The sequence below is a fragment of the Mucilaginibacter sp. UYP27 genome (assembly GCF_040547175.1).
GTDB lineage: Bacteria > Bacteroidota > Bacteroidia > Sphingobacteriales > Sphingobacteriaceae > Mucilaginibacter.
The window spans coordinates 454,588-474,952 of sequence record NZ_JBEPPE010000003.1; the positions used below are offsets into that span (position 1 = coordinate 454,588).

A 20,365-nucleotide genomic window follows, 5' to 3' on the forward strand; every position below is an offset into this window, starting at 1 on the left:
TATCACCCTAAATTTCATCCGTTTTTCATGCCATTTTTATCTGTGCGATAAAATTTAATAAAAAAAGCCCCCGTTGGTTAAACGAGGGCTTTGTGAAATCATGATTGGGGGTCCGTCTCCGCGTCGGGTTTATAATCCTTCTCCATTTCGGCGAGTTTAGCGTCGCCATAAGAGAATTTAGTGATGATGTAATATAATACCGGCACTATAAATATGGCAAGCGATGTTGCCATAAGCATACCGCCAAACACGGTCCAGCCAATGGTTTTGCGGGATTCGGCACCTGCGCCTGATGCAAACAGTAACGGTAGCACCCCCAATATAAACGCCAACGACGTCATAATGATCGGCCTTAAACGAAGCCTTACGGCTTCAAGGGTTGCTTTCTCGAGGTTCATGCCCCTATCCACACGTTCCTTCGCAAACTCTACGATCAGGATGGCGTTCTTGGCCGCCAAACCTATCAGCGTTATTAAACCAATTTGCGCGTAAACGTTATTTGTTAAACTTGGTTTAAACCATAAGAACAAGATAGCGCCAAATGCACCCAGTGGCACGGCCAGCAATACCGAAAATGGTACCGACCAGCTCTCGTACAGCGCAGCAAGGAACAGGAACACAAAGCCTATAGAAAGGGCAAATATGTAAATGGTTTTTGAACCCGATAACAATTCTTCGCGGCTTAAGCCAGAAAACTCGTACCCATAACCCTGCGGCAATGTTTCGGCAGCAACTTCTTTCAAAGCTGTAATGGCGTCGCCACTACTAAAGCCCGGTTTGGTACTACCATTTATCTCAGCAGAACGGAACAGGTTATAGTGTGAAATTAGTGGCGCGTTCTCGATAACCTTATAACTAGTTAAAGTACTTAAAGGCACCATAGCACCTGCCTCGTTACGTACAAAGTACTGGCCTATATTGGCAATATTGGTACGGTAATTTGTATCGGCCTGCGCCACTACCCTAAAGTTACGGCCGTAAACGGTAAAGTCGTTTACGTAAGCACTACCCATGTAAGTTTGCAGGGTGGCGTTCACATCCGAGATCTTGACGCCCAATTTTTTGGCTTTCTCCCTGTCTATGGTTAACTGATAAGCCGGTGTATGCGCTCCAAAGAAAGTAAATGCTTTTGCAATTTCGGGGCGTTTATTAACAGCGGCTACAAAGGTGTTCAGTACCTTTTCAAAGTTCTTGATATCGCCACCTGCTTCTTTTTCCTGTAATATGAACGAGAACCCGCCCGTGTTACCTAAACCCGGGATGGCCGGCGGAGATATAACAACCACGCTGGCCTCTTTAAATTTGGCCAGTTTTTTTTGTATCAAAGCGATAACACCATTTAGTTTGTCTTCATCTTTTGTACGTTCTTCCCAAGGTTTAAGCTGCACAAATATGGTTGCACTGTTACTTTTGGTAGCAAAGTTAACCGCGTTCAATCCACCTAATGCCGCGTAATGGTTAATAGCCTTTACGGTTTTAAGCGTATCCATCATTTCGTGCAACACCGCTACAGTACGCTCGGTTGATGAACCCTCAGGTAAATCATAAGTAACATAGATACGCCCCTCATCCTCTAAAGGTAAAAAGCCCGATGGTTTGCTTCTGAATAACAGGACTGTCCCTATGACAATACAAACCAATATAATTACAACGAATTTAGAGTTTTTGATCCCCTTATCAACCGTGTTACGGTAACGGCCGGTAACCCGGTCAAACCATTGGTTAAATTTGTAGAATAACTTATTTAAGCCGGTTGATTTTTCGTCAATTTTATGCGGACGTAATAGTATGGTACACAATGCTGGTGTAAGTGATAATGCCACAAAAGCCGAGATCAGTACCGATATGGCGATGGTTATCGCGAACTGCTGGTATAAACGGCCAACAATACCCGGCACAAAACCTACCGGTACAAACACCGCCGCAAGGATCAATGCGATAGCGATAACCGGTGCCGAAATATCTTTCATGGCATGGTGCGTTGCATCTTTGGGCGACATGCCCTCTTCGTCCATATAATGCTGTACGGCCTCAACAACCACAATTGCATCATCTACCACAATACCAATTGCCAGTACAAACCCGAATAAGGTAAGCGTGTTAATGGTGAACCCTAATGGAATGAAAAAGATGAAGGTACCCACAATAGATACCGGGATAGCCAGTACCGGGATAAGTGTTGTACGCCAGTTTTGCAGGAACAAGAATACCACCACAATTACCAGCAGTAATGCAATCCCCAAAGTTTCGATAACCTCACGCAATGATACCTTTACCACAGTAACCGACTCGAACGGAACTACGAAATCGATATCTGCCGGGAACGATTTTTTAAGCTCGTTCATAGTAGCGGTTATATTATCGGCAGTTTGGATAGCGTTACTGCCCGGTGCCTGGTATATTAACAGGTATGATGCCCTTTTACCATCAACAAACGAGTTACCCGCGTAATTAAACTTACCCAGCTCTACACGTGCAATATCTTTTAAATGTACTACAGCGCCAGTTTGTGGTATAGTTTTAACCACCACATTCTCAAATTCCGATTTATTAGTTAAACGGCCTTTTACCAATACCGAATACTCAAAGGTTTGCCCCTTCATTTGCGGTGTAGCACCTACCGTACCTGCAGCTACCTGGGCATTTTGCTCGGCCAAGGCAGCCGTAACATCTGCCGATGTCATATTAAGGGCAGCCAACTTATCCGGCTTAAGCCAGATACGCATACTAAAGTCATCGGCACGCGTAAACACGTCACCCACGCCTTTGGTACGCAATAGCGCATCCTTAATAAATACGTTGGTATAGTTGTCTGTAAACGTAACATCGTGCGATCCTTTTGGCGAGTACATGGCCACCAGCATCAAAATACTTGGGTTACGCTTACGTACTATCATACCCAAACGCTGTACTTCTTGCGGCAGGGTTGGCAGGGCTATACCTACACGGTTCTGCACATCAAGCGCGGCATTATTAATATCTGTACCAACTTCAAAGTTAACGGTCATGCTCATGGCGCCGTTACCTGTACTGTTACTTTGCAGATAGGTCATACCGGGAGTACCGTTTACCTGTACCTCTACGGGGGTGGCAACGGTTTGCTCAACCGTTAGGGCATCGGCACCGGTATAGGTACCAGTTACCTGTACGGTAGGCGGTGTAATTTCGGGGTATTGCCCTATGGGCAGGCTCGACATGGCCAGCAACCCAACGATCAGTATAACCAGTGAAATTACTATAGCGGTTACCGGGCGTTTTATGAAAGTATCTGCGATCATTATATATGTCTTTTGCTTAAAATATTTGGGGCGGGCCCCATTTTAAAATTATCCCTTAAACTATTTTGCAGGGGCAGCACCCGGCGCTGCAGCCGGAGGGCCAAGCGTTATTTTACCACCATCGCGTAAGCGTTGGAAACCTTCGGTGATGATCTTCTCGCCCGGTTTAACACCTTCCATAATAACTACGTTGCTTTGTATGCGGGGGCCTAATTTTACCTTAACCTGCTTAGCAATGGTATCCTGAGATACAAACACGAAAAACTCGCCCATTTGCTCGGTAATAGCTTTGTAGGGCACCTGTACACGGTCGCCCGAGTCATCATTCAATACCTGTAATACGCAGCTCATGCCGTCTTTTAGCTGGTCATCAGCATTAGGGAACTGCACCCTTACTTTAATTGTACCTGTCTGGTCGCTAACGCCACGGTCAATAGCGAATACCTTGCCCGGTTTGTTAAAGGTTTGGCCATCGGCAGTCTGTAGTAAAAAGGTGGTGTCTGTACTTGCTTTCTGTAGTTTGTAAAAGCGGTTAATATCCTGTTCGTTTACTACCACATCAACACCAATTGGGTTCCCTGTTGATATGGTGTTTAACAAGGTAGTACCCGGCGATACCTGAGCGCCTAATTTTACTTGTGAAATACCTATACGGCCCGTGAACGGCGCCCTGATGGTCGCGTAAGATAGATCGGTAGCTGCCGATGCTACCCCGGCCTGTGCCACAGCAACCTGGCTGCGGCTGGTTTCAAAAGAAGCGGTAGCCTGGTCAACCGTTTGGCGGGCCACAGCGTCTGCCTTTAACAACATGTTGTAACGGTCGATATCTTTTTGTGCTTTGCTTAAGTTTGCTTTGGCGCTAAGCAAGTTTGCTTTGGCCTGATCATAGGCAGCTACATATTTACGGCGGTCAATTTCGTACAAAGGGGCGCCTTTAGTTACCACGTCACCTTCTTTAAAAAAGATGCCGGTGATAAAACCACCAACCTGGCTGCGCAGTTCAACAGAGTTAAGCGCGGTTACAGTGCCCTGGTATTTATCGTAATAAAGGGCGTCAGATTTTTTGGCCTCTACTACATTTACAGGTGTAGGCGGCAAAGCGGCGGCGGCATCCTTTGGTTTTTTGTCACCGCATGACGATATGGTTATTAATGCGATGGCGGCGATGCAATAGGTATATCTATTTTTCATTATGAGTGTGTGTCGAGTGATGTTCGTGGTTATCTTATTAATTCAATAAAACTTAATATATTATTGTACAGTTTCAGGTTGTAACGTACCCAGCGACCTCTGCAGATCTATCTTGCTGGATAACAACTGGAACAACGCGTTATAATAATTAAGCTCCGCGGTACGCAGGTCGGCTTGCGATACAATTACATCCAGATAAGTTTTGATACCCTCCCGGTATTGCAGGTCAACCACCTTATATACATCCTTCGCCAATGTGACGTTCTCGTTCAGGATTATCCAGTTGTTGTAGTTGCTTTTATAATCTGCCAGTGCCTGTGCATATTCGGTATTAATAGTGTTACGGCTGTTGATCAGGTCAAGGTCGCTGCGCTCTACCTGTAAACGTGCTTTGGCAAGGTTTTGCAAACGTTTACCACCCGTAAAAATCGGGAAAGTTAACGACAGGCCCGCAAATGATGTTGGGTACCCGTTGTTATACAGTTTAGAAAAACTATCGTTAAAATAAGCCAGGCTGTAACCGCCAGTTGCGGACAACGATGGTAAGAAACCCCATTTGTAATAAGATATATTTAAGCTTAACAAGTTCTTTTGGGTTTGCAATAGGCGGTATTCTACACGGTTGGTGTAATTTAACATTTGGTTCGTATCAATAACCGCCTCCGATGTTAAATGTGCCGAATCGTAAGTAAGCGCTAATCCTTTTTCAGGGTTGAAACCCATTATTTGTTTAAGCAAGGCGGTTTTACTTTTAATAGCCTCCTGTGTTTGTTTTTGCGATGCAAGCGAATTGTTTAATGCGATCGTAGCTTGCTTGTAATCTGTTTTATCAACCACACCCGCCTGGTAGCGCGCGTAAGCATCCTTTAAACTACGGCGCAGCCTTACAATATCTTCCTTTATAATATCCAGCTGGCGCTGTGATAATAACACGTCGTAAAACGCTTTGCTCACGTCAGACACTACATCTATTTTACTGCTCTCGGTATTTTGTTTATAATACTGCCTGGAGTATTTGGATGCACGAGATGCCTGCAACACATCATTATTATAGATAGTTTGGCTGGCATTAACCCCTATTGTAGATACATTGTGTGCTATGGCTAAGTTCTGTTGGCTTGTACCGGTCCCGGTACCTGTCCCCGTGCCGCCTGTAGATGTACCTGCTGCAATTTGAGTCGGCCTTTGAAAATAATGCTGGTACTGGTTGCTGCTGTTTATTTGCGGTAACCATGCCGATAATGCTATTTTTATATCACGTTCGTTAATTTGTTCATCGATATTAGCCTGCTTTAATTGTGGCTGGTTGCGCAGGGCAAATTCAATACTTTGTTTTAAGTTTACTACAGCTGTAGTGGTATCGGCCGGGGCCTGGGCAAATAACACTACCGGCGAAAAAAGTAGTATATTGTAAATGAATAGGTATCGTAGCTTTTTCATAAATGAGTAGATGCAACAAAAACGAAAATAAAAGAGAAAGGTTTCTCGTTATTTTCTGTGTAACTAATAGGAATGCCGAATATCTTATTTATCTAACCTAAATAAAAATCGACAACAGGATTATTACGTAATTAGGATATTTGAATGATAATTGATGCTATTTTCAATAAATTTCAAACAATTACAAAATAATGATAGCAATTAAATAAAAATTTTAATTAATTTGCCTGTTGGAAGTATATTAACATACTATTAAGGTAGTGTGTAAAAAATTTACATTCTCCATGCAAGTTGTAAGCTTATTCATGGTATTTTTACGAAAAATTTAAGAAGCGTTTATAAATGGTTAAAAAGTTACACGAGAAAATTGCCCAGTTCCAAGATGCAAATTTGATCAGGGCACAGGGACTGTATCCTTTTTTCAGGCCTATAGAGTCTGCCCAGGATACTGAAGTAATTATCGATAATAAAAGAGTCTTAATGTTTGGCTCTAATTCTTATTTGGGGCTAACTAACCATCCCCTTATAAAAGAAGCTTCAAAACAGGCTATTGACAAATACGGAACAGGCTGCGCAGGTTCCCGGTTTTTAAATGGCACACTGGATATTCACATTGAGTTAGAGAAAAGGCTTGCCCAGTATGTTGGGAAAGAGGCTACCGTATTATTTAGTACAGGTTACCAGGTAAACCTTGGCGTACTGTCATGCATCACCGGCCGTAACGATTATTTGATATTAGACGAATATGACCATGCCTGCATCATAGATGGCAGCCGTTTGTCTTTTTCTAAAGTTATTAAATATGCCCATAATGATATGGATGACCTGGCCCGCAAGCTGAGTATCCTGCCCGAAGAAGCTGTGAAGGTGATTGCGGTAGATGGTATATTTAGCATGGAGGGTGATATTGTTAAATTACCACAGATAGTTAAGCTTTCCGAAAAATTTGGTGCTAACATTATGGTAGATGACGCCCATAGCCTGGGTGTAATTGGCCATAATGGTGCCGGTACAGCATCTCACTTTAACGTTACCGATGATGTGGACCTTATTATGGGCACATTCAGCAAGTCTTTAGCATCGTTAGGTGGTTTTATTGCTGCCGATGCCGACACTATCGATTACATTAAACATCGTGCACGTTCTTTAATGTTTAGCGCAAGTATGCCTCCGGGCTCTGTAGCGAGTGTTATTGCTGCTTTAAATATCATTGAATCTGAACCTGAAAGGATGCAGAAACTTTGGGATAATACAAATTATGCCATGAAGCTTTTACTGGACGAAGGTTTTGACCTTGGCCCTACCGAAAGCCCGATATTACCTATCTACGTACGTGATAACTTTAAAACTTTCGCGGTTACCAAGCACTTGCAAAATGCAGGCGTATTTGTAAACCCTGTGGTATCGCCGGCTGTACCGTCAGACTCATCTTTATTGAGGTTCTCATTAATGGCAACCCACACGTTTGAGCAAATTGACGAAGCTGTTGAAAAACTGGTGCAAGCATTTAAGGTTGTAGGCGTAAACAACGATGCTGTTAAAGAAAATATATAACTCTTTAAAATATATGTAACTGCACCGTGCATGCACGGTGCAGTTATTAATCCCAACCATCATAAATGAAAAGAATTGTACCGGTGCAGTCAAAAAAAGACCTCGCTTCTTTTATTGATTTCCCGCATGACCTGTATAAGAACGACCCGCTTTACGTACCGGAACTGTTTATTGCCCAAAAGGACCTGTTAACCACACACCCGTTTCACAAGCACTCGTCATTACAAACCTTTTTGGCTTACGATGGCGATAAAATAGTAGGCCGCATAGCAGCCATATATAATACAAACCATAATAGCTTTAACAAAGTGAACGATGGTTTTTTTGGTTTTTTTGATTGTGTAAACGACCAGGAAACCGCTAACCTTCTGTTTGATACCGCTACTAAATGGGTTAAAGAAAAAGGCGCTCAAAATATCATTGGGCCGGTTAATCCGTCTACCAACGAAACATGCGGTTTATTGGTAAAAGGGTTTGATAAATCGCCGGTGGTGATGATGACCTACAATCCGGAATATTATATAACCCTGTTAGAAACTGCCGGTTTTAAAAAACAAACGGACCTGCTGGCCTGGTACTGGGATGGCGAGAACTACAATGATAAATCTTTAAAAATGCTGGATATGCTGCAGGAGCGTTTAAAACGCAACAGCAATGTGGCTATCCGCAAAATAAACCTTAAAAACTTTAAGCAAGAGGCCGATGCCCTGCGCGATGTGTATAATAAGGCCTGGGATAAAAACCTTGGCTTTTTCCCGATGACCAACGAGGAATTTGATTATACCGCTAAAGACCTTAAAATGATACTTGACCCCGATTTTGCCTTCGTGGCAGAGCAGGATGGTAAAATTGTAGGTTTTGGTGTAGCCATACCGGATATTAACCAGATCCTGAAAACGATTAAAAAAGGCCGCTTGCTGCCTACAGGTATCTTCAAATTATTATTAAATAAAAAGAAGGTAACCGGAATCCGTATCATGCTTTTAGGCGTAATTGATGGGTACCGTAAACTGGGCATCGAGGCATCGTTATACGGCAGCATTATTAAAGAATACAGGCGCAAAGGCTTAAAATATGCCGAAGCATCTTGGACGCTTGAAAACAATGACATGGTAAACCGTGCCATTGAAGCCATTGGCGGCGAGCAGTACAAAACGTACAGGATATACGAAAAGGCGATATAGTTGGCCAATCTTCATTTGCCTGTAATCTTTATACATTTATAAATTTTCAACCAAAAATTTATATTCTTTTGCCACACAATTACGGCTCCCCTATTGGCTTTAATTGTAATACTACGATAGTAACCGTGAGCGATCACTACTATAAAAAGCAACAATAAACTAAATAACCTATCACAAGTCTTATAAACTGCTTGTGACGGGTGGCATTATCCTTTAAAAACAACAGTAAGTAATGAAAATTAACATTAAACCTGCAGAAGGTAAATTAGGTATTTTAATACCCGGTTTAGGCGCAGTAGCTACTACACTAATTGCCGGTGTTGAAGCTGTAAAAAAAGGCATTTCACAGCCTATAGGCTCATTAACCCAAATGGGTAGCATCCGCTTAGGCAAACGTACCGAAGAACGCCATCCAAAAATTAAAGATTTTGTACCATTGGCTAACCTGAACGATATCGTTTTTGGTGGCTGGGATGTGTACGAAGATAACGTTTACCAAGCAGCTGTAAACGCTAAAGTACTTGAGCGCGACCTGTTAGATTCTGTTAGAGAAGGTTTAGAATCAATTGTGCCTATGAAGGCGGCTTTTGATAAAAACTACGCTAAAAACCTTGATGGTACACACGTTAAAACAGGTACCCGTCACGAACTTGCACAACAAGTTATGGAAGACATCAAAAACTTCCAGAAAGACAACGGTTTAGACCGCGTTGTATTGGTTTGGTGTGGTTCTACCGAGGTTTACTTCGAAGGTTCTGAGATCCACCAAACACTTGCCGCATTTGAGCAGGCTTTGTTAGACGATGACAAACGTATCGCGCCAAGCATGATATACGCTTACGCGGCATTAAAACTTGGTGTACCATTTGCTAACGGTGCCCCTAACCTAACGGTTGATATCCCTGCCATGATAGAACTGGCTAAGATCACCAAAACACCAATTGCAGGTAAAGATTTTAAAACCGGCCAAACTTTAATGAAAACTGTATTGGCACCAGGCCTTGCAGCACGGTCGTTAGGTGTACACGGTTGGTTCTCTACCAACATTTTGGGTAACCGCGATGGTTTGGTATTAGATGACCCGGATAACTTTAAAACTAAGGAAGTATCTAAATTAGGTGTGTTAGAAGATATTCTTCGCCCCGAGGATAACCCGGAACTTTATGGCGAGATCTTCCACAAGATCCGTATCAACTACTACCCGCCTCATGGCGATAACAAAGAGAGCTGGGATAACATCGACATTTTTGGCTGGTTAGGCTACAAAATGCAGATCAAGATCAACTTCCTTTGCCGCGACTCTATCTTGGCGGCACCTATCGCTTTAGATTTAGCTTTATTTTGCGATATGGCTAAACGTGCTAACATGAGCGGCATCCAGGAGTGGTTATCATTCTACCTTAAATCGCCGCAAACCGCGCCGGGTTTACATGCCGAGAATGACATCTTCAAACAATTGATCAAACTGGAAAATACGTTACGTTACTTAATGGGCGAAGACCTGATCACGCATCTGGGCCTTGACTATTATGACGATATGTTCGCCGGTCAGTAATTTTATAACAAAACACATTAAAACTGGTTACTGCCTTTACGGGCGGTAATCAGTTTTTTTATTTTACAGGTTTTAGGTTTAATTTAACCTATACGCATTAATCAACAATATTTTCCTATTATTGCTTCAAACCTAAACTAAGCAATAATGAAAAACCCACCTGCCTATAACGGCAAAGCTATAGCATACTTGGTGCTCTTGTGCCTATTTATGCTACAAGGCTGTAAAAAAGACCTGCTACAACCCCATTCGGCAGTTATTAAAAATAATTTTTCAATAGATGAAGCCCGAAAGTATTTCGATAAAAATCTAAAACGCTCTGATAAGTTAACAAAGACATCGTCAGTTTCCGCACACGAATTTTCGCCTGAAGAAATGATAAAAGATAAGCAGCCACTTTGGGACTACGCTTATAGTCAACTTCTTTCAAATGGCGAGGCTGTAAAAATCCCAATTGATTTTGGCGACGTTTACGTTGAAGTCACCAATACTACTAAGGCTTTCCTTCCTTTGGCAAGCCTTAATTATTTGTTCATGTATAAAGACAGTCTGCAAAATATTCATGCCGAATGGGTTATGCTCAAACCAGATTCATCCTGGCTTTTTGGCAATCGGGACACTTATTCGGGTGGGATATCTATACGGGATTGGGATGGAAAAAGCTTGAGATATTATAGCTACGCTAACGGGCAGGTTGTTGCTAATACTAATCCCATTGAAAAACAGCGGACAAATAGCTCAGGCGAAATTCAAAACATTGAAAACAATGGGGATATTATTCCAACTCAGCCCTACTGCCTTCTTATAGCCAATGGTGAATGTCCTAAGCAGGCACCTTGTTCAGCAACATCCTGCGATATGTGCTTTAAATATTGTGCTAAAGCATGGTGTTCATGGATTCCGCCTGACTGTACAAATTGTGATCCGCCGACCCCACCAACAGGAGGAAGCAGCGGCTCGGGAGGAACCGGCGGAGGAGGTGCCGGTATCCCCGGTAGCTCCAGCCCTAACCCCGCTGTTTATCCACCAAATTACAACCCCGATCCAAACTATGTAGTCCCAAATTATCCGGCTCCCCTGGGTTATTCATGGGTACTACCTTGCGGGCCAGTGCCGGTACCAAGTGTTCCGCCATTGACCGGCTCTGTATTGCCAATTCCTCCCGGCATCGACGGAGCGAGTATTTATACCGATCCGCAAACAGGTGCAACATTTACTTATGCTAATGTACTATCCGAGTTCATAAACTCCCCGGAAATTATAGATCAAATAGAAAGTGGTGACCCAATAGCGGGAGGACCCATCATCATGTCAAGAGTCGGGTTGTTGATATCTGTTAATTGTATAAGGGAAGCAGAAGTTTTAAAATACCAGCATCCTGATTGGACGAAAGTACAAATTTATACCACCGCATTTTGGAATGTTTTAGGAGGGAAAATACATTTTATACTGGACGTTGCCGGGTTTGTACCTGTTATAGGTGATGCAGCTGATTTAATAAATGGCGGGATCTATTTTATTGAAGGCGATAAAATTAATTGTGCTTTAAGTGTAGCTGCTGCTATACCCGTTGTCGGCTGGGTATCTACAGCTGGCAAATGGGTTAAGGTGTCTGTACAGGCAGTGCCATTGGTAAATGCCGCCGGTAAAGTTGCTTATAAAGCGATCAAAGTTGGCAAAGAGCTTCGCCTGGTTAAAATGGCGGTTAGTGTATTTGACCACGCCGCTTTAATAACTTTAAAAACCATAAAGCCAGCTGATAAAACCCTGTCGAATATAAGTAGTTACTTAGTTAATAAGTTTGGGTTACGCATAGTTCCTACAGAAAGCACTTTGAAAAATCTGGTTGATGATATCGTACAATTTGGAGATGCCACAGGCACCAAAACAGAGCAACTGGCAGATGCTTTATTACAACGTAACGGGTTTGTAAAATACGAATCAAAAATTGCAAGCAACAATGGCTTTGACGGTGTGTATATTAAAGGCGGTTTAACAAACCCAACAGAAATTGTTATTAACGAGGCAAAGCAGATAGGAAGTATGGGAAACATTAAATTAAATCCCGGCAACATAAGCACCGGCCTATCATCCCAAATGAGTGATGCTTGGATAAATAAAACTGTTGATTTTATGATTGCCAGTAGCAGTTTATCAGTTCAAGGAGTTGGAAAGACTTTATTTAACAACAAAAATCTAATCAAAAAAACAGTAACTGCTGTTGATAAGAGCAACCATGAAATTGTTATTTTAAAATTAGAAAGCTATTAACAACATGAATAAAAACCTTCAACACTTATTGCAAGTATATGAATTCAGGAAAGATGACGAGAAGTTAGTTTTTGAAAAAATAAAAGACCAAGCTAACAGGTACTACTTTATACCATCTCTGGAAGGAACAAATCAAATTAATGCTCTTTATCATATATATATCGAGCAGGATTATAACAAAGCCAAGTCATCATTTTACAAAGCGGCTTGTATTGCAGAATATATGAGTACTACCTATGATTGGCGAGTGATGGACAACGGCATGTTTCAGATATGTTATGCAATGTTTTCAGATAATAAAACTTTGATAGATCGATATAGTAAATTAAAAAATAAAATCAATAATGATACGACTATGCCATATCAATATTCTAATTGCATACAAAATATATTAGCAGAAGATTGGGACAAGTTGGACTGGAATATACATTGTATGAACCGCTTCGTGAAGATGAAAAAGTTTGAATTATATGCCGGCATTATTGATATATTAAATGGCTTTAAGCAAAAAAATGAAGCGTTGATAAGAAAAGGACTTGAAGATTTTACTGCAACAGCTAAGAAGAGAAACAAAGACGATATCATAAGCAAATTCTTCTCTATAGATACCGCAGGATTTTGCAAACTGGCTTGGATAAAAGGACACGAAATTGATTTAAAAAGCCCTTTGGTACCACAAGAATTAATGCCAATTAATCCATTAGAGCATTACCCCGAATATGATTTTTTGAAAGAGGAATAGATATTTATAACAAATTGCATTAAAACTGGTTACTGCCTTTACGGGCGGTAATCAGTTTTTTTATTTTACAGGTTTTAGGTTTAATTTAACGATATTCGCAACAAACACAAACCTCCCCCCGAGGGTATTTTTGTTTAGTTAAACTAATTATAGTATTTTTTACGTAGATAGTAACAAAGTGATAACAACACCGTCTACTACGTTGAATTAGGTTAACTAATAACCTTACGGCAAGGTTAAAACGTATTAGCCGGATTATTTAAAACATGAATGGCAACATTTGTTAAGGCGCAAGCCTCTTCCTTTATAGCATCATTAATTGACTTTCTGACTACGATAGTATGTAAGGAGGTTTTTTTGATTTGGTATGTTACGGCCAGCTTTATAGGAACAATAGCCGGCGGCGTTGCCAATTTTGGATTAGGCCGTAGCTGGGTTTTCAAGAAAAAAAAGAAAGAAAAAGCCATACCGCTGCAGGCGTTTAAGTACCTGTTGGTTTGGTGTGGTAATTTAGCATTAAATACATTGGGCGTATTTTTAGTTACGCACTATATAAAATTAGATTATAAGATCTCAAAGATCGTTGTATCATTTACAGTAGGGATAACATACAATTATTTCCTGCAAAAGAAGTTTGTATTTGCATAATATAATACCGTTTAATGAATTTTAAATACCCCTTTAAATACACATTTCTTGTATTTTTTTTATTGGTAGGTTTCACGGCGACAGCCCAAACTACTATTGTGACCGGTAAAGTTACCGATGGCGGCAACCGCGATGGCCTCCCATTTGTATCTGTAGGTTTTGTTGGCAGTAATATTGGTACCGTTACCGATAATACAGGCCATTACAGGCTGCGGGCAACAGGCACTTATAATCGCATTAAGGTAAGCTACATTGGCTTTAAAGATGCTACCTACAACGTTGCCCCGGGTATAGAGCAGGTGGTAAATATCCGGATGATACCTACCTCGACCTCGCTTAACGAGGTTAACATCCAATCGAAAAAGAAACCCAAATACGATAACGTAAACCCTGCAGTAGCGCTGATACGTAAGGTTATTGAAAACAAAGAAAAGAATCGGCCTGAGGCCTATAATTACGTAGAGTACAAAGAGTACGACAAGATGCTTTTCTCGCTCAGTAACTTATCTGATAAGGTTAAAGAGAAAAGGCTTTTCCGCAAGTACAAGTTCGTGTTCGAAAATAAGGATAGCACAAGTTACCCGGGTAAAACCATATTGCCTATTTATCTGAAAGAGCGTTTATCGCAGGTATATTACCGTAAAGCACCCGAGGCTACCCGTAACGTGATACTGGGCGAAAAATCAGTTGATTTTGGGCCGGGATTTGATACCGAAGGTATAGGCCAATACTTTAAACACCTTTACGAAAAGGTAGACATTTACGATAACAGCACCTTACTTTTAGGCCGCGAGTTTTTAAGCCCGATAGCCAACACCGCGCCTAACTTTTACAAGTACTTTATTACCGATACAATAACACTGGAAAGTGGTAAAAAGCTAGTGCAGTTAAGCTTTACCCCGCGCAACACCAACGATATTTTATTTGAAGGCGAGATCTATATCACCCTTGATGGTAATTACGCCGTACAAAGGGCCGGCTTAACCATCAACAAAAACATCAACGTAAACTTTGTGCGCACCATGCACGTTGACCAGGATTTTGAGTTGAGCGCAGATGGCCGTTACCACTTAAGCAAAAGCAACACCTTTGCCGATTTTGGTATTACAGCCAAGCGCAAGAGTGGGTTATTTGGTACGCGAACGCTCACTATCAAAAATTTCGAGATCAATAAATCGCACCAGGACACTTTGTACAAAGCAAGGGCTGAACTGGAGGACGAAGACCTACGCAACCGCCCCGAAAGTTTCTGGTCGGAGAACCGCCTGGATACCCTTACCACTGCCGAATCTAAAGTTTACAAGAACATCGACAGCCTGGTGCATATGCCATCGTTCAGGCGTACGGCAGATATTGTTAATTTACTGTTTGCAGGCTTTAAAAACTTTGGCAAGTTTGAAATTGGCCCTGCAAGTACCTTCTATAGCTTTAACCCGGTAGAGGGTTTCAGGCTGCGCGTTGGTGGCCGTACAACTGCCGATTTTAGCAAACGCGTATTTTTTGAAAGTTACGGCGCCTACGGTTTTAAGGATAAGAAATGGAAGTACTTATTTGCCGGTGCCTACTCGTTAAACGGAAAAAGCATTTACAGGTTCCCGCAGCATTATATCCGCGGTAGTTTTCAGCGCGATACAAAGATACCGGGCCAGGAGCTTCAATTTATACAGGAAGATAACTTCCTGCTCTCCTTTAAGCGTGGCCGAAACGATAAATACTACTACAACGACATTTACAAAATTGATTATCAAAGTGAGTACGAAAATCACTTCTCGTACCACGTCGGCTTAAAAAAACTGATGGAAACCCCGGCGGGCAGCTTATACCCGTTCATTAATACACAAGGCACAAATACCTTTAACACCTTAACCACATCAGAGGTTACCATTGGGGTACGGTACGCGCCGCACGAGCAGTTTTACCAGGGTAAATTATTCCGCGCGCCAATCATCAACCAATACCCAAAGCTATCGCTTGATTACACCAAGGGCTTAAAGAACGTGCTTGGTGGCGAGTATGGCTACGATAAAATTGCCTTTAGGGGCGATAAACGCTTTTATTTGGCGCCGTTCGGATTTTCGGATGTGGTGGTTGAAGGTTCAAAAACATTCGGACAGATCCCTTACCCGTTACTAAACATCCACCGGGCCAACCAAACATTTTCCTACGTGATAGATTCATATAACTTGATGAACTTTTTAGAGTTTGTGAGCGATAAATCGGCAAGTATAATTATCGATCATCACTTTGGCGGCTACTTCTTCAACAAAATACCTTTGTTTAAAAAGCTAAAATGGCGCGAAACAATATCAGGTAAAGCATTGTGGGGCGGTTTAAGTGCCGAGAACACACCATCGTTGCACCCCAACTTATACCAGTTCCCGGTTGATGAAAATGGCAACCCTATTACTTATGGTTTAGGCAAAACGCCTTATATTGAAGGAAGCGTGGGCATCGAAAATATTTTTAAATTTATACGTGTAGACTACGTTAAGAGATTTACTTACCTGGACCACCCCGATATTGCGAAGTGGGGCATCCGTGTAAAAATCAAATTTGACTTTTAATCAATATTTAGTAATTTTCATTTACATACATTTGCCACCGAAATGGAATCACAAACATCAGTACGCACAAGCCTTCAACTGGGGATATACAAAGTTATCGACCCATTTGTTAAGCTCCTGATCAAGATAGGTTTAACGCCTAATGCGGTTACTTCTATCGGGTTTGTTTTAAATGTTGGCGTGGCTGCAATATTTATTATTGGTGCCGAGGATGGCAACCGCGGCGACCTAAGTTACGTAGGTTGGGCCGGTGCCCTTATCCTGTTTGCCGGCCTATTTGATATGCTTGACGGGCAGGTAGCCCGTTTGGGTAACATGAAATCGGTTTTTGGCGCTTTGTACGATTCTGTTTTAGACCGCTACAGCGAACTGATCATGTTTTTAGGTATCTGTTACTATCTTGTTGCACACCACTACTTCTTAAGCTCTATTTTCGCGTTTATAGCCCTTATCGGCTCCATGATGGTTAGCTATGTGCGTGCCCGTGCCGAAGGCTTGGGTGTTGACGCTAAAGGCGGCCTGATGCAGCGCCCCGAGCGTGTGGTTACAATAGGTTTATTCGCTATTTTTTGCGGCGTTGCCTCATCATACCTGCCCGCCGATTACAAATTATATATCCCCGGTATAAAATGGCACGTTTTTGAAACCATGACAATCTTCACCTTCCCTATCGCTGTGCTTGCGGTTTTAACAAATTTAACAGCCTTTAAAAGGTTGGTTAATGCAAAAAAAGCATTGGACGAGAAAGAGAATGAATAAAAGCCTGTTAAAATGTTGTACTATACTTTTTGTGGTTTTTGCAATGGCTATATTTAATGCCGCTGCTAAGCACGGTACAATACAGCAAACAGATACTGCAAAGACGCGCACCGATGATAAAGGCCTTGCGTATCCTACCCCGCCGCCAAACCCTAACCGTTTATTTTATCTGCAACGGTCGCCAAATATTAACGCGCTTTCTTACGATATCAATATTGATAAGGCAACCGGCAAACCCGATGAAGATTCGCCCCTGCACATCTATTGGTTAAGGTATGCCGAAGGGCACGGAGAAACATCCGAGTTAACTTATATACAGCGTAAATTTGCTTACGGCGTAACCTCGACCAACCTGGGGAACGATAAATATGATATCAGATTAATGTCATACAAAAAATTTCCGCTTACTTTAATGAAGGCAGCCGACGGAAAATATCATATCTTCGCATTTGTGTCCAAAAAGCAGATTCAGCTTCAAAATATATTTATTAAAATAGAAGGTGGTTCTATGTGGTCGCCAAATGTTATTTTTGTAGAAATGAATGGTAAGGATCCGGTTAACGGCAAACAAATTACCGAACGTTTTAAACCCTGATTACTATGGCAAAGAATTTTGTATCAAACTCGCAGGAGAGTGTGAGGATGTTTAAAAGCAGTTTTTTAGAAAGCTTATCAAAAGTGCACTACTTTGTGCCTCTTATAATTTTTGTACCCGTTATTTTTGTAAGCACTTATTTTGCTTATGATAAAGGCATTGGCGTTGGTAACTACATTTGGCTGTTTATAGCCGGCCTTTTCATCTGGACGCTTACCGAATACATTATGCACCGCTTTGTGTTTCATTTTGTGCCAAAACAACAATGGGCGCTGCGTTTGCACTTTATTTTCCACGGTGTACATCACGATTATCCGAGCGATGCAAAACGTTTGGTGATGCCACCATCGGCAAGTATCCCGTTGGCTACAGCATTTTACTTTTTGTTTAATGCGTTATTACCGGCCAACTATATTTTCGGTTTTTTCCCGGGCTTTATTTTAGGCTACCTGATTTATGATATATCGCATTATGCTATACATCACTTTAACTTTAAAGGGAGCTTTTGGAAAGCCATTAAACAACACCACATGCTGCACCATTACCAGGACCCTACCAAAGGTTACGGTGTAAGTTCACCACTGTGGGACAAGATTTTCAATTCAGATTTCATTAAAAAGCAGAATGGCTAACGCTGTTGGCAATGATATACAGGTAAATGCAAAAACTATAAGTATTGTTACCGGTGTATCAATTGCGTACCTCATCCTATCGTATCTTTTAGTCGGTTTTAAAACCGATCAGCTTATTCTGCTTGGCATATTTAACTCATTGTTTTATGCATCGGTAGTTACGCGCAAGTTTATTTTGGGCTTCACCATTTTTATTGTATACTGGGTTATCTTCGATTATATGAAGGCGTTCCCCAACTATAATTATAATGATGTTGCTGTAGGCGGCTTGTATCGTGCCGAAAAAGACTTGTTTGGAATTGCCTACCACGGCACCGTTCTTACCCCTAACGAGTATTTACGCCTGCAAGGCACCAATGTTTTAGATACCATGGCAGGCCTGTTTTATCTGTGCTGGATCCCGGTACCGCTTGCCTTTGCAGCTTACCTGTTTTTTAAGAATAAACGCCAGTTTTTATATTTTTCGTTAACTTTTGTGTTGGTGAATATGCTGGGTTTTGTAGTTTACTACATATACCCTGCTGCACCACCCTGGTATATCCAATTTCACGGCTTTAACTTCCATCCGTTAACACAGGGCAATACGGCCGGTTTGGCAAGGTTTGATAAGCTTTACAATGTAAACCTCTTTAAATCTATTTACGCCAAAGGGTCAAATGTGTTTGCTGCTATGCCATCTTTGCATTCTTCATATCCGGTTATTGTGCTTTATTACGGTATTAAGAACCGCCTGGGGCTTATCAATTGGTTTTTTGGCGTAGTTATGATCGGTATTTGGTTTACAGCCGTATATGCCAGTCACCACTATGTGCTTGATGTTTTAGCGGGCATAACCTGCGCCTCGTTAGGTATCTTGATCTTTAACCTGGTGCGGTCCAGATCGGCCCGGCTTAACGCCTTCCTGGATAGGTATGAGCGTGTGATACAATAATTGTATCAATATGCCAATACTGTACACTTTTATATACTGCCATATTTAACTGTTAATAAATTTATTAATGTGGACATCTATTTATCGGGCATATAAGTGGCTATAAATCAATCTTATTGTAATATTATAGTAGTTTATTGTACCTTGCACACCCCGCAGCAAAACAGCGGTAATAAAGGGCATACATTTTGAACAGCGTATCATGTCTCACAATTGAGATGAAGCAGATGAAAAAACTTTTTATACTTTTCACATTTATTTTAGCCGCTACAACATTTGCCGCGCGTGCCTATGACGTTGATAAAGACAGCATCGACAGCCTGAAACAAAAACTACAGCTTACCACCAACGATACGCTTAAAGGTGTTATCTATACCCAAATAGCTTCAGAATACTTAAAATTTGACAGGCAGCCAAACCGCAACCTAAAAGCTTATTACCAAACAGAGGCTATTCACTACACTTTACTTGCCCTGCATAACTACAGCTACTACGAAGATACCACCGGCATCCGCGGAAGCTTTGATGACCTTGCGCATGTGTATGTTGCCCAACGCAAATTCAGCGAGGCCAAATGGTTCACGTTGCAATCGAATAAGATCTCGCGTCAAATTAAAGACATCCCAAATATCATCAACTCCCTGGTAAAATTATCAGCCATTAAAATGGAGCTGAAAGAATATAAAATGGCTTTGCGAGATTTGAATGAGGCTTTAAAATGGTCGTCAGGTAACAATATGCCTAAATTAGAGGCGGTGGTACAACAAAATTACGCCTACCTCTACAACCGCCTAAAGGATTACGAAAAAGGCGACGCCGCCGAAAAACGCGCTACCGAATTAGGGGCGCAAGCACAACTTGACGATGAAAAACCAGTTAGTATCAGTTTTGATAATACTATTGCAAAACCTGTTGTAGTTAAAAAGAAAAAGGTATTAGTTTCCACAAAAAAAAACGCAAAGTCAGTTGCCGTAGGTAAGCTGGCATCGTTGTAGTCTCCCCCCAACCTTCATAAATAATT

At 41.6% G+C, this 20,365-nt stretch carries 15 protein-coding genes; 12 read left to right on the top strand and 3 right to left on the bottom strand.

The features are described 5' to 3' along the window. Positions 1-98: 98 nt before the first annotated feature. From ABIB39_RS13715 to ABIB39_RS13725, 3 genes are read right to left on the bottom strand one after another with little or no spacing between them, the layout of a single operon-like run. Positions 99-3,278 (bottom strand): efflux RND transporter permease subunit, encoded by a 3,180-nt coding sequence (locus tag ABIB39_RS13715; RefSeq protein WP_354430727.1) that lies wholly within the window; start codon positions 3,276-3,278, stop codon positions 99-101. A 60-nt stretch (positions 3,279-3,338) separates the two neighbouring features. After that, positions 3,339-4,469, bottom strand: coding sequence for an efflux RND transporter periplasmic adaptor subunit (locus tag ABIB39_RS13720; protein WP_354430728.1), 1,131 nt, complete (start codon positions 4,467-4,469; stop codon positions 3,339-3,341). A gap of 60 nt (positions 4,470-4,529) precedes the next feature. Then, positions 4,530-5,909, bottom strand: a complete 1,380-nt coding sequence (locus ABIB39_RS13725) for a TolC family protein (protein ID WP_354430729.1) — start codon at positions 5,907-5,909, stop codon at positions 4,530-4,532. Positions 5,910-6,251: 342 nt separating this feature from the next. Between ABIB39_RS13725 and spt the strand changes: the two genes are divergently transcribed. The 12 genes from spt to ABIB39_RS13785 all read left to right on the top strand — a co-directional run bounded on the left by spt (position 6,252) and on the right by ABIB39_RS13785 (position 20,339). Continuing rightward, positions 6,252-7,463 (top strand): serine palmitoyltransferase, encoded by a 1,212-nt coding sequence (spt, locus tag ABIB39_RS13730; RefSeq protein ID WP_354430730.1) that lies wholly within the window; start codon positions 6,252-6,254, stop codon positions 7,461-7,463. A gap of 65 nt (positions 7,464-7,528) precedes the next feature. Further along, positions 7,529-8,647, top strand: a complete 1,119-nt coding sequence (locus tag ABIB39_RS13735) for a GNAT family N-acetyltransferase (RefSeq protein WP_354430731.1) — start codon at positions 7,529-7,531, stop codon at positions 8,645-8,647. A gap of 232 nt (positions 8,648-8,879) precedes the next feature. After that, a complete protein-coding gene (locus ABIB39_RS13740) occupies positions 8,880-10,202 on the top strand; it encodes an inositol-3-phosphate synthase (protein ID WP_354430732.1) in 1,323 nt (440 codons plus the stop codon). Between the two features lie 147 nt (positions 10,203-10,349). Next, entirely contained in the window at positions 10,350-12,473 is a 2,124-nt protein-coding gene (locus ABIB39_RS13745; protein WP_354430733.1) for a hypothetical protein, read from the top strand. A gap of 4 nt (positions 12,474-12,477) precedes the next feature. Continuing rightward, positions 12,478-13,215 carry an Imm49 family immunity protein gene (locus tag ABIB39_RS13750; protein WP_354430734.1) on the top strand — a complete coding sequence of 246 codons (738 nt, stop codon included), beginning with the start codon at positions 12,478-12,480 and terminating at the stop codon, positions 13,213-13,215. A gap of 270 nt (positions 13,216-13,485) precedes the next feature. Continuing rightward, positions 13,486-13,863: a GtrA family protein gene (locus ABIB39_RS13755; RefSeq protein ID WP_354430735.1), complete on the top strand. Its 378-nt coding sequence runs from the start codon at positions 13,486-13,488 to the stop codon at positions 13,861-13,863. 14 nt (positions 13,864-13,877) lie between these two features. After that, positions 13,878-16,427 carry a DUF5686 and carboxypeptidase-like regulatory domain-containing protein gene (locus tag ABIB39_RS13760; protein WP_354430736.1) on the top strand — a complete coding sequence of 850 codons (2,550 nt, stop codon included), beginning with the start codon at positions 13,878-13,880 and terminating at the stop codon, positions 16,425-16,427. A gap of 42 nt (positions 16,428-16,469) precedes the next feature. Then, on the top strand, positions 16,470-17,186 hold the full coding sequence (locus ABIB39_RS13765; RefSeq protein ID WP_354430738.1) for a CDP-alcohol phosphatidyltransferase family protein: 717 nt from the start codon (positions 16,470-16,472) through the stop codon (positions 17,184-17,186). Further along, entirely contained in the window at positions 17,179-17,781 is a 603-nt protein-coding gene (locus ABIB39_RS13770; protein ID WP_354430739.1) for a DUF4833 domain-containing protein, read from the top strand. The genes ABIB39_RS13765 and ABIB39_RS13770 overlap by 8 nt, the downstream gene beginning before the upstream one ends. A 5-nt stretch (positions 17,782-17,786) precedes the next feature. Further along, positions 17,787-18,413 (top strand): sterol desaturase family protein, encoded by a 627-nt coding sequence (locus ABIB39_RS13775; RefSeq protein ID WP_354430740.1) that lies wholly within the window; start codon positions 17,787-17,789, stop codon positions 18,411-18,413. Then, positions 18,406-19,344 carry a phosphatase PAP2 family protein gene (locus ABIB39_RS13780; RefSeq protein WP_354430741.1) on the top strand — a complete coding sequence of 313 codons (939 nt, stop codon included), beginning with the start codon at positions 18,406-18,408 and terminating at the stop codon, positions 19,342-19,344. Before ABIB39_RS13775 ends, ABIB39_RS13780 begins: the two co-directional genes overlap by 8 nt. Before the next feature lie 227 nt (positions 19,345-19,571). Further along, positions 19,572-20,339, top strand: coding sequence for a hypothetical protein (locus ABIB39_RS13785; protein ID WP_354430742.1), 768 nt, complete (start codon positions 19,572-19,574; stop codon positions 20,337-20,339). Positions 20,340-20,365: the final 26 nt, after the last annotated feature.

What these genes read in the sequence shown, in the direction of transcription:
- ABIB39_RS13715 (WP_354430727.1), bottom strand. Translation starts at nt 3,278, where the DNA reads ATGATCGCAGATACTTTCATAAAACGCCCGGTAACCGCTATAGTAATT.
- ABIB39_RS13720 (WP_354430728.1), bottom strand. Translation starts at nt 4,469, where the DNA reads ATGAAAAATAGATATACCTATTGCATCGCCGCCATCGCATTAATAACC.
- ABIB39_RS13725 (WP_354430729.1), bottom strand. Translation starts at nt 5,909, where the DNA reads ATGAAAAAGCTACGATACCTATTCATTTACAATATACTACTTTTTTCG.
- spt (WP_354430730.1), top strand. Translation starts at nt 6,252, where the DNA reads ATGGTTAAAAAGTTACACGAGAAAATTGCCCAGTTCCAAGATGCAAAT.
- ABIB39_RS13735 (WP_354430731.1), top strand. Translation starts at nt 7,529, where the DNA reads ATGAAAAGAATTGTACCGGTGCAGTCAAAAAAAGACCTCGCTTCTTTT.
- ABIB39_RS13740 (WP_354430732.1), top strand. Translation starts at nt 8,880, where the DNA reads ATGAAAATTAACATTAAACCTGCAGAAGGTAAATTAGGTATTTTAATA.
- ABIB39_RS13745 (WP_354430733.1), top strand. Translation starts at nt 10,350, where the DNA reads ATGAAAAACCCACCTGCCTATAACGGCAAAGCTATAGCATACTTGGTG.
- ABIB39_RS13750 (WP_354430734.1), top strand. Translation starts at nt 12,478, where the DNA reads ATGAATAAAAACCTTCAACACTTATTGCAAGTATATGAATTCAGGAAA.
- ABIB39_RS13755 (WP_354430735.1), top strand. Translation starts at nt 13,486, where the DNA reads ATGGCAACATTTGTTAAGGCGCAAGCCTCTTCCTTTATAGCATCATTA.
- ABIB39_RS13760 (WP_354430736.1), top strand. Translation starts at nt 13,878, where the DNA reads ATGAATTTTAAATACCCCTTTAAATACACATTTCTTGTATTTTTTTTA.
- ABIB39_RS13765 (WP_354430738.1), top strand. Translation starts at nt 16,470, where the DNA reads ATGGAATCACAAACATCAGTACGCACAAGCCTTCAACTGGGGATATAC.
- ABIB39_RS13770 (WP_354430739.1), top strand. Translation starts at nt 17,179, where the DNA reads ATGAATAAAAGCCTGTTAAAATGTTGTACTATACTTTTTGTGGTTTTT.
- ABIB39_RS13775 (WP_354430740.1), top strand. Translation starts at nt 17,787, where the DNA reads ATGGCAAAGAATTTTGTATCAAACTCGCAGGAGAGTGTGAGGATGTTT.
- ABIB39_RS13780 (WP_354430741.1), top strand. Translation starts at nt 18,406, where the DNA reads ATGGCTAACGCTGTTGGCAATGATATACAGGTAAATGCAAAAACTATA.
- ABIB39_RS13785 (WP_354430742.1), top strand. Translation starts at nt 19,572, where the DNA reads ATGAAAAAACTTTTTATACTTTTCACATTTATTTTAGCCGCTACAACA.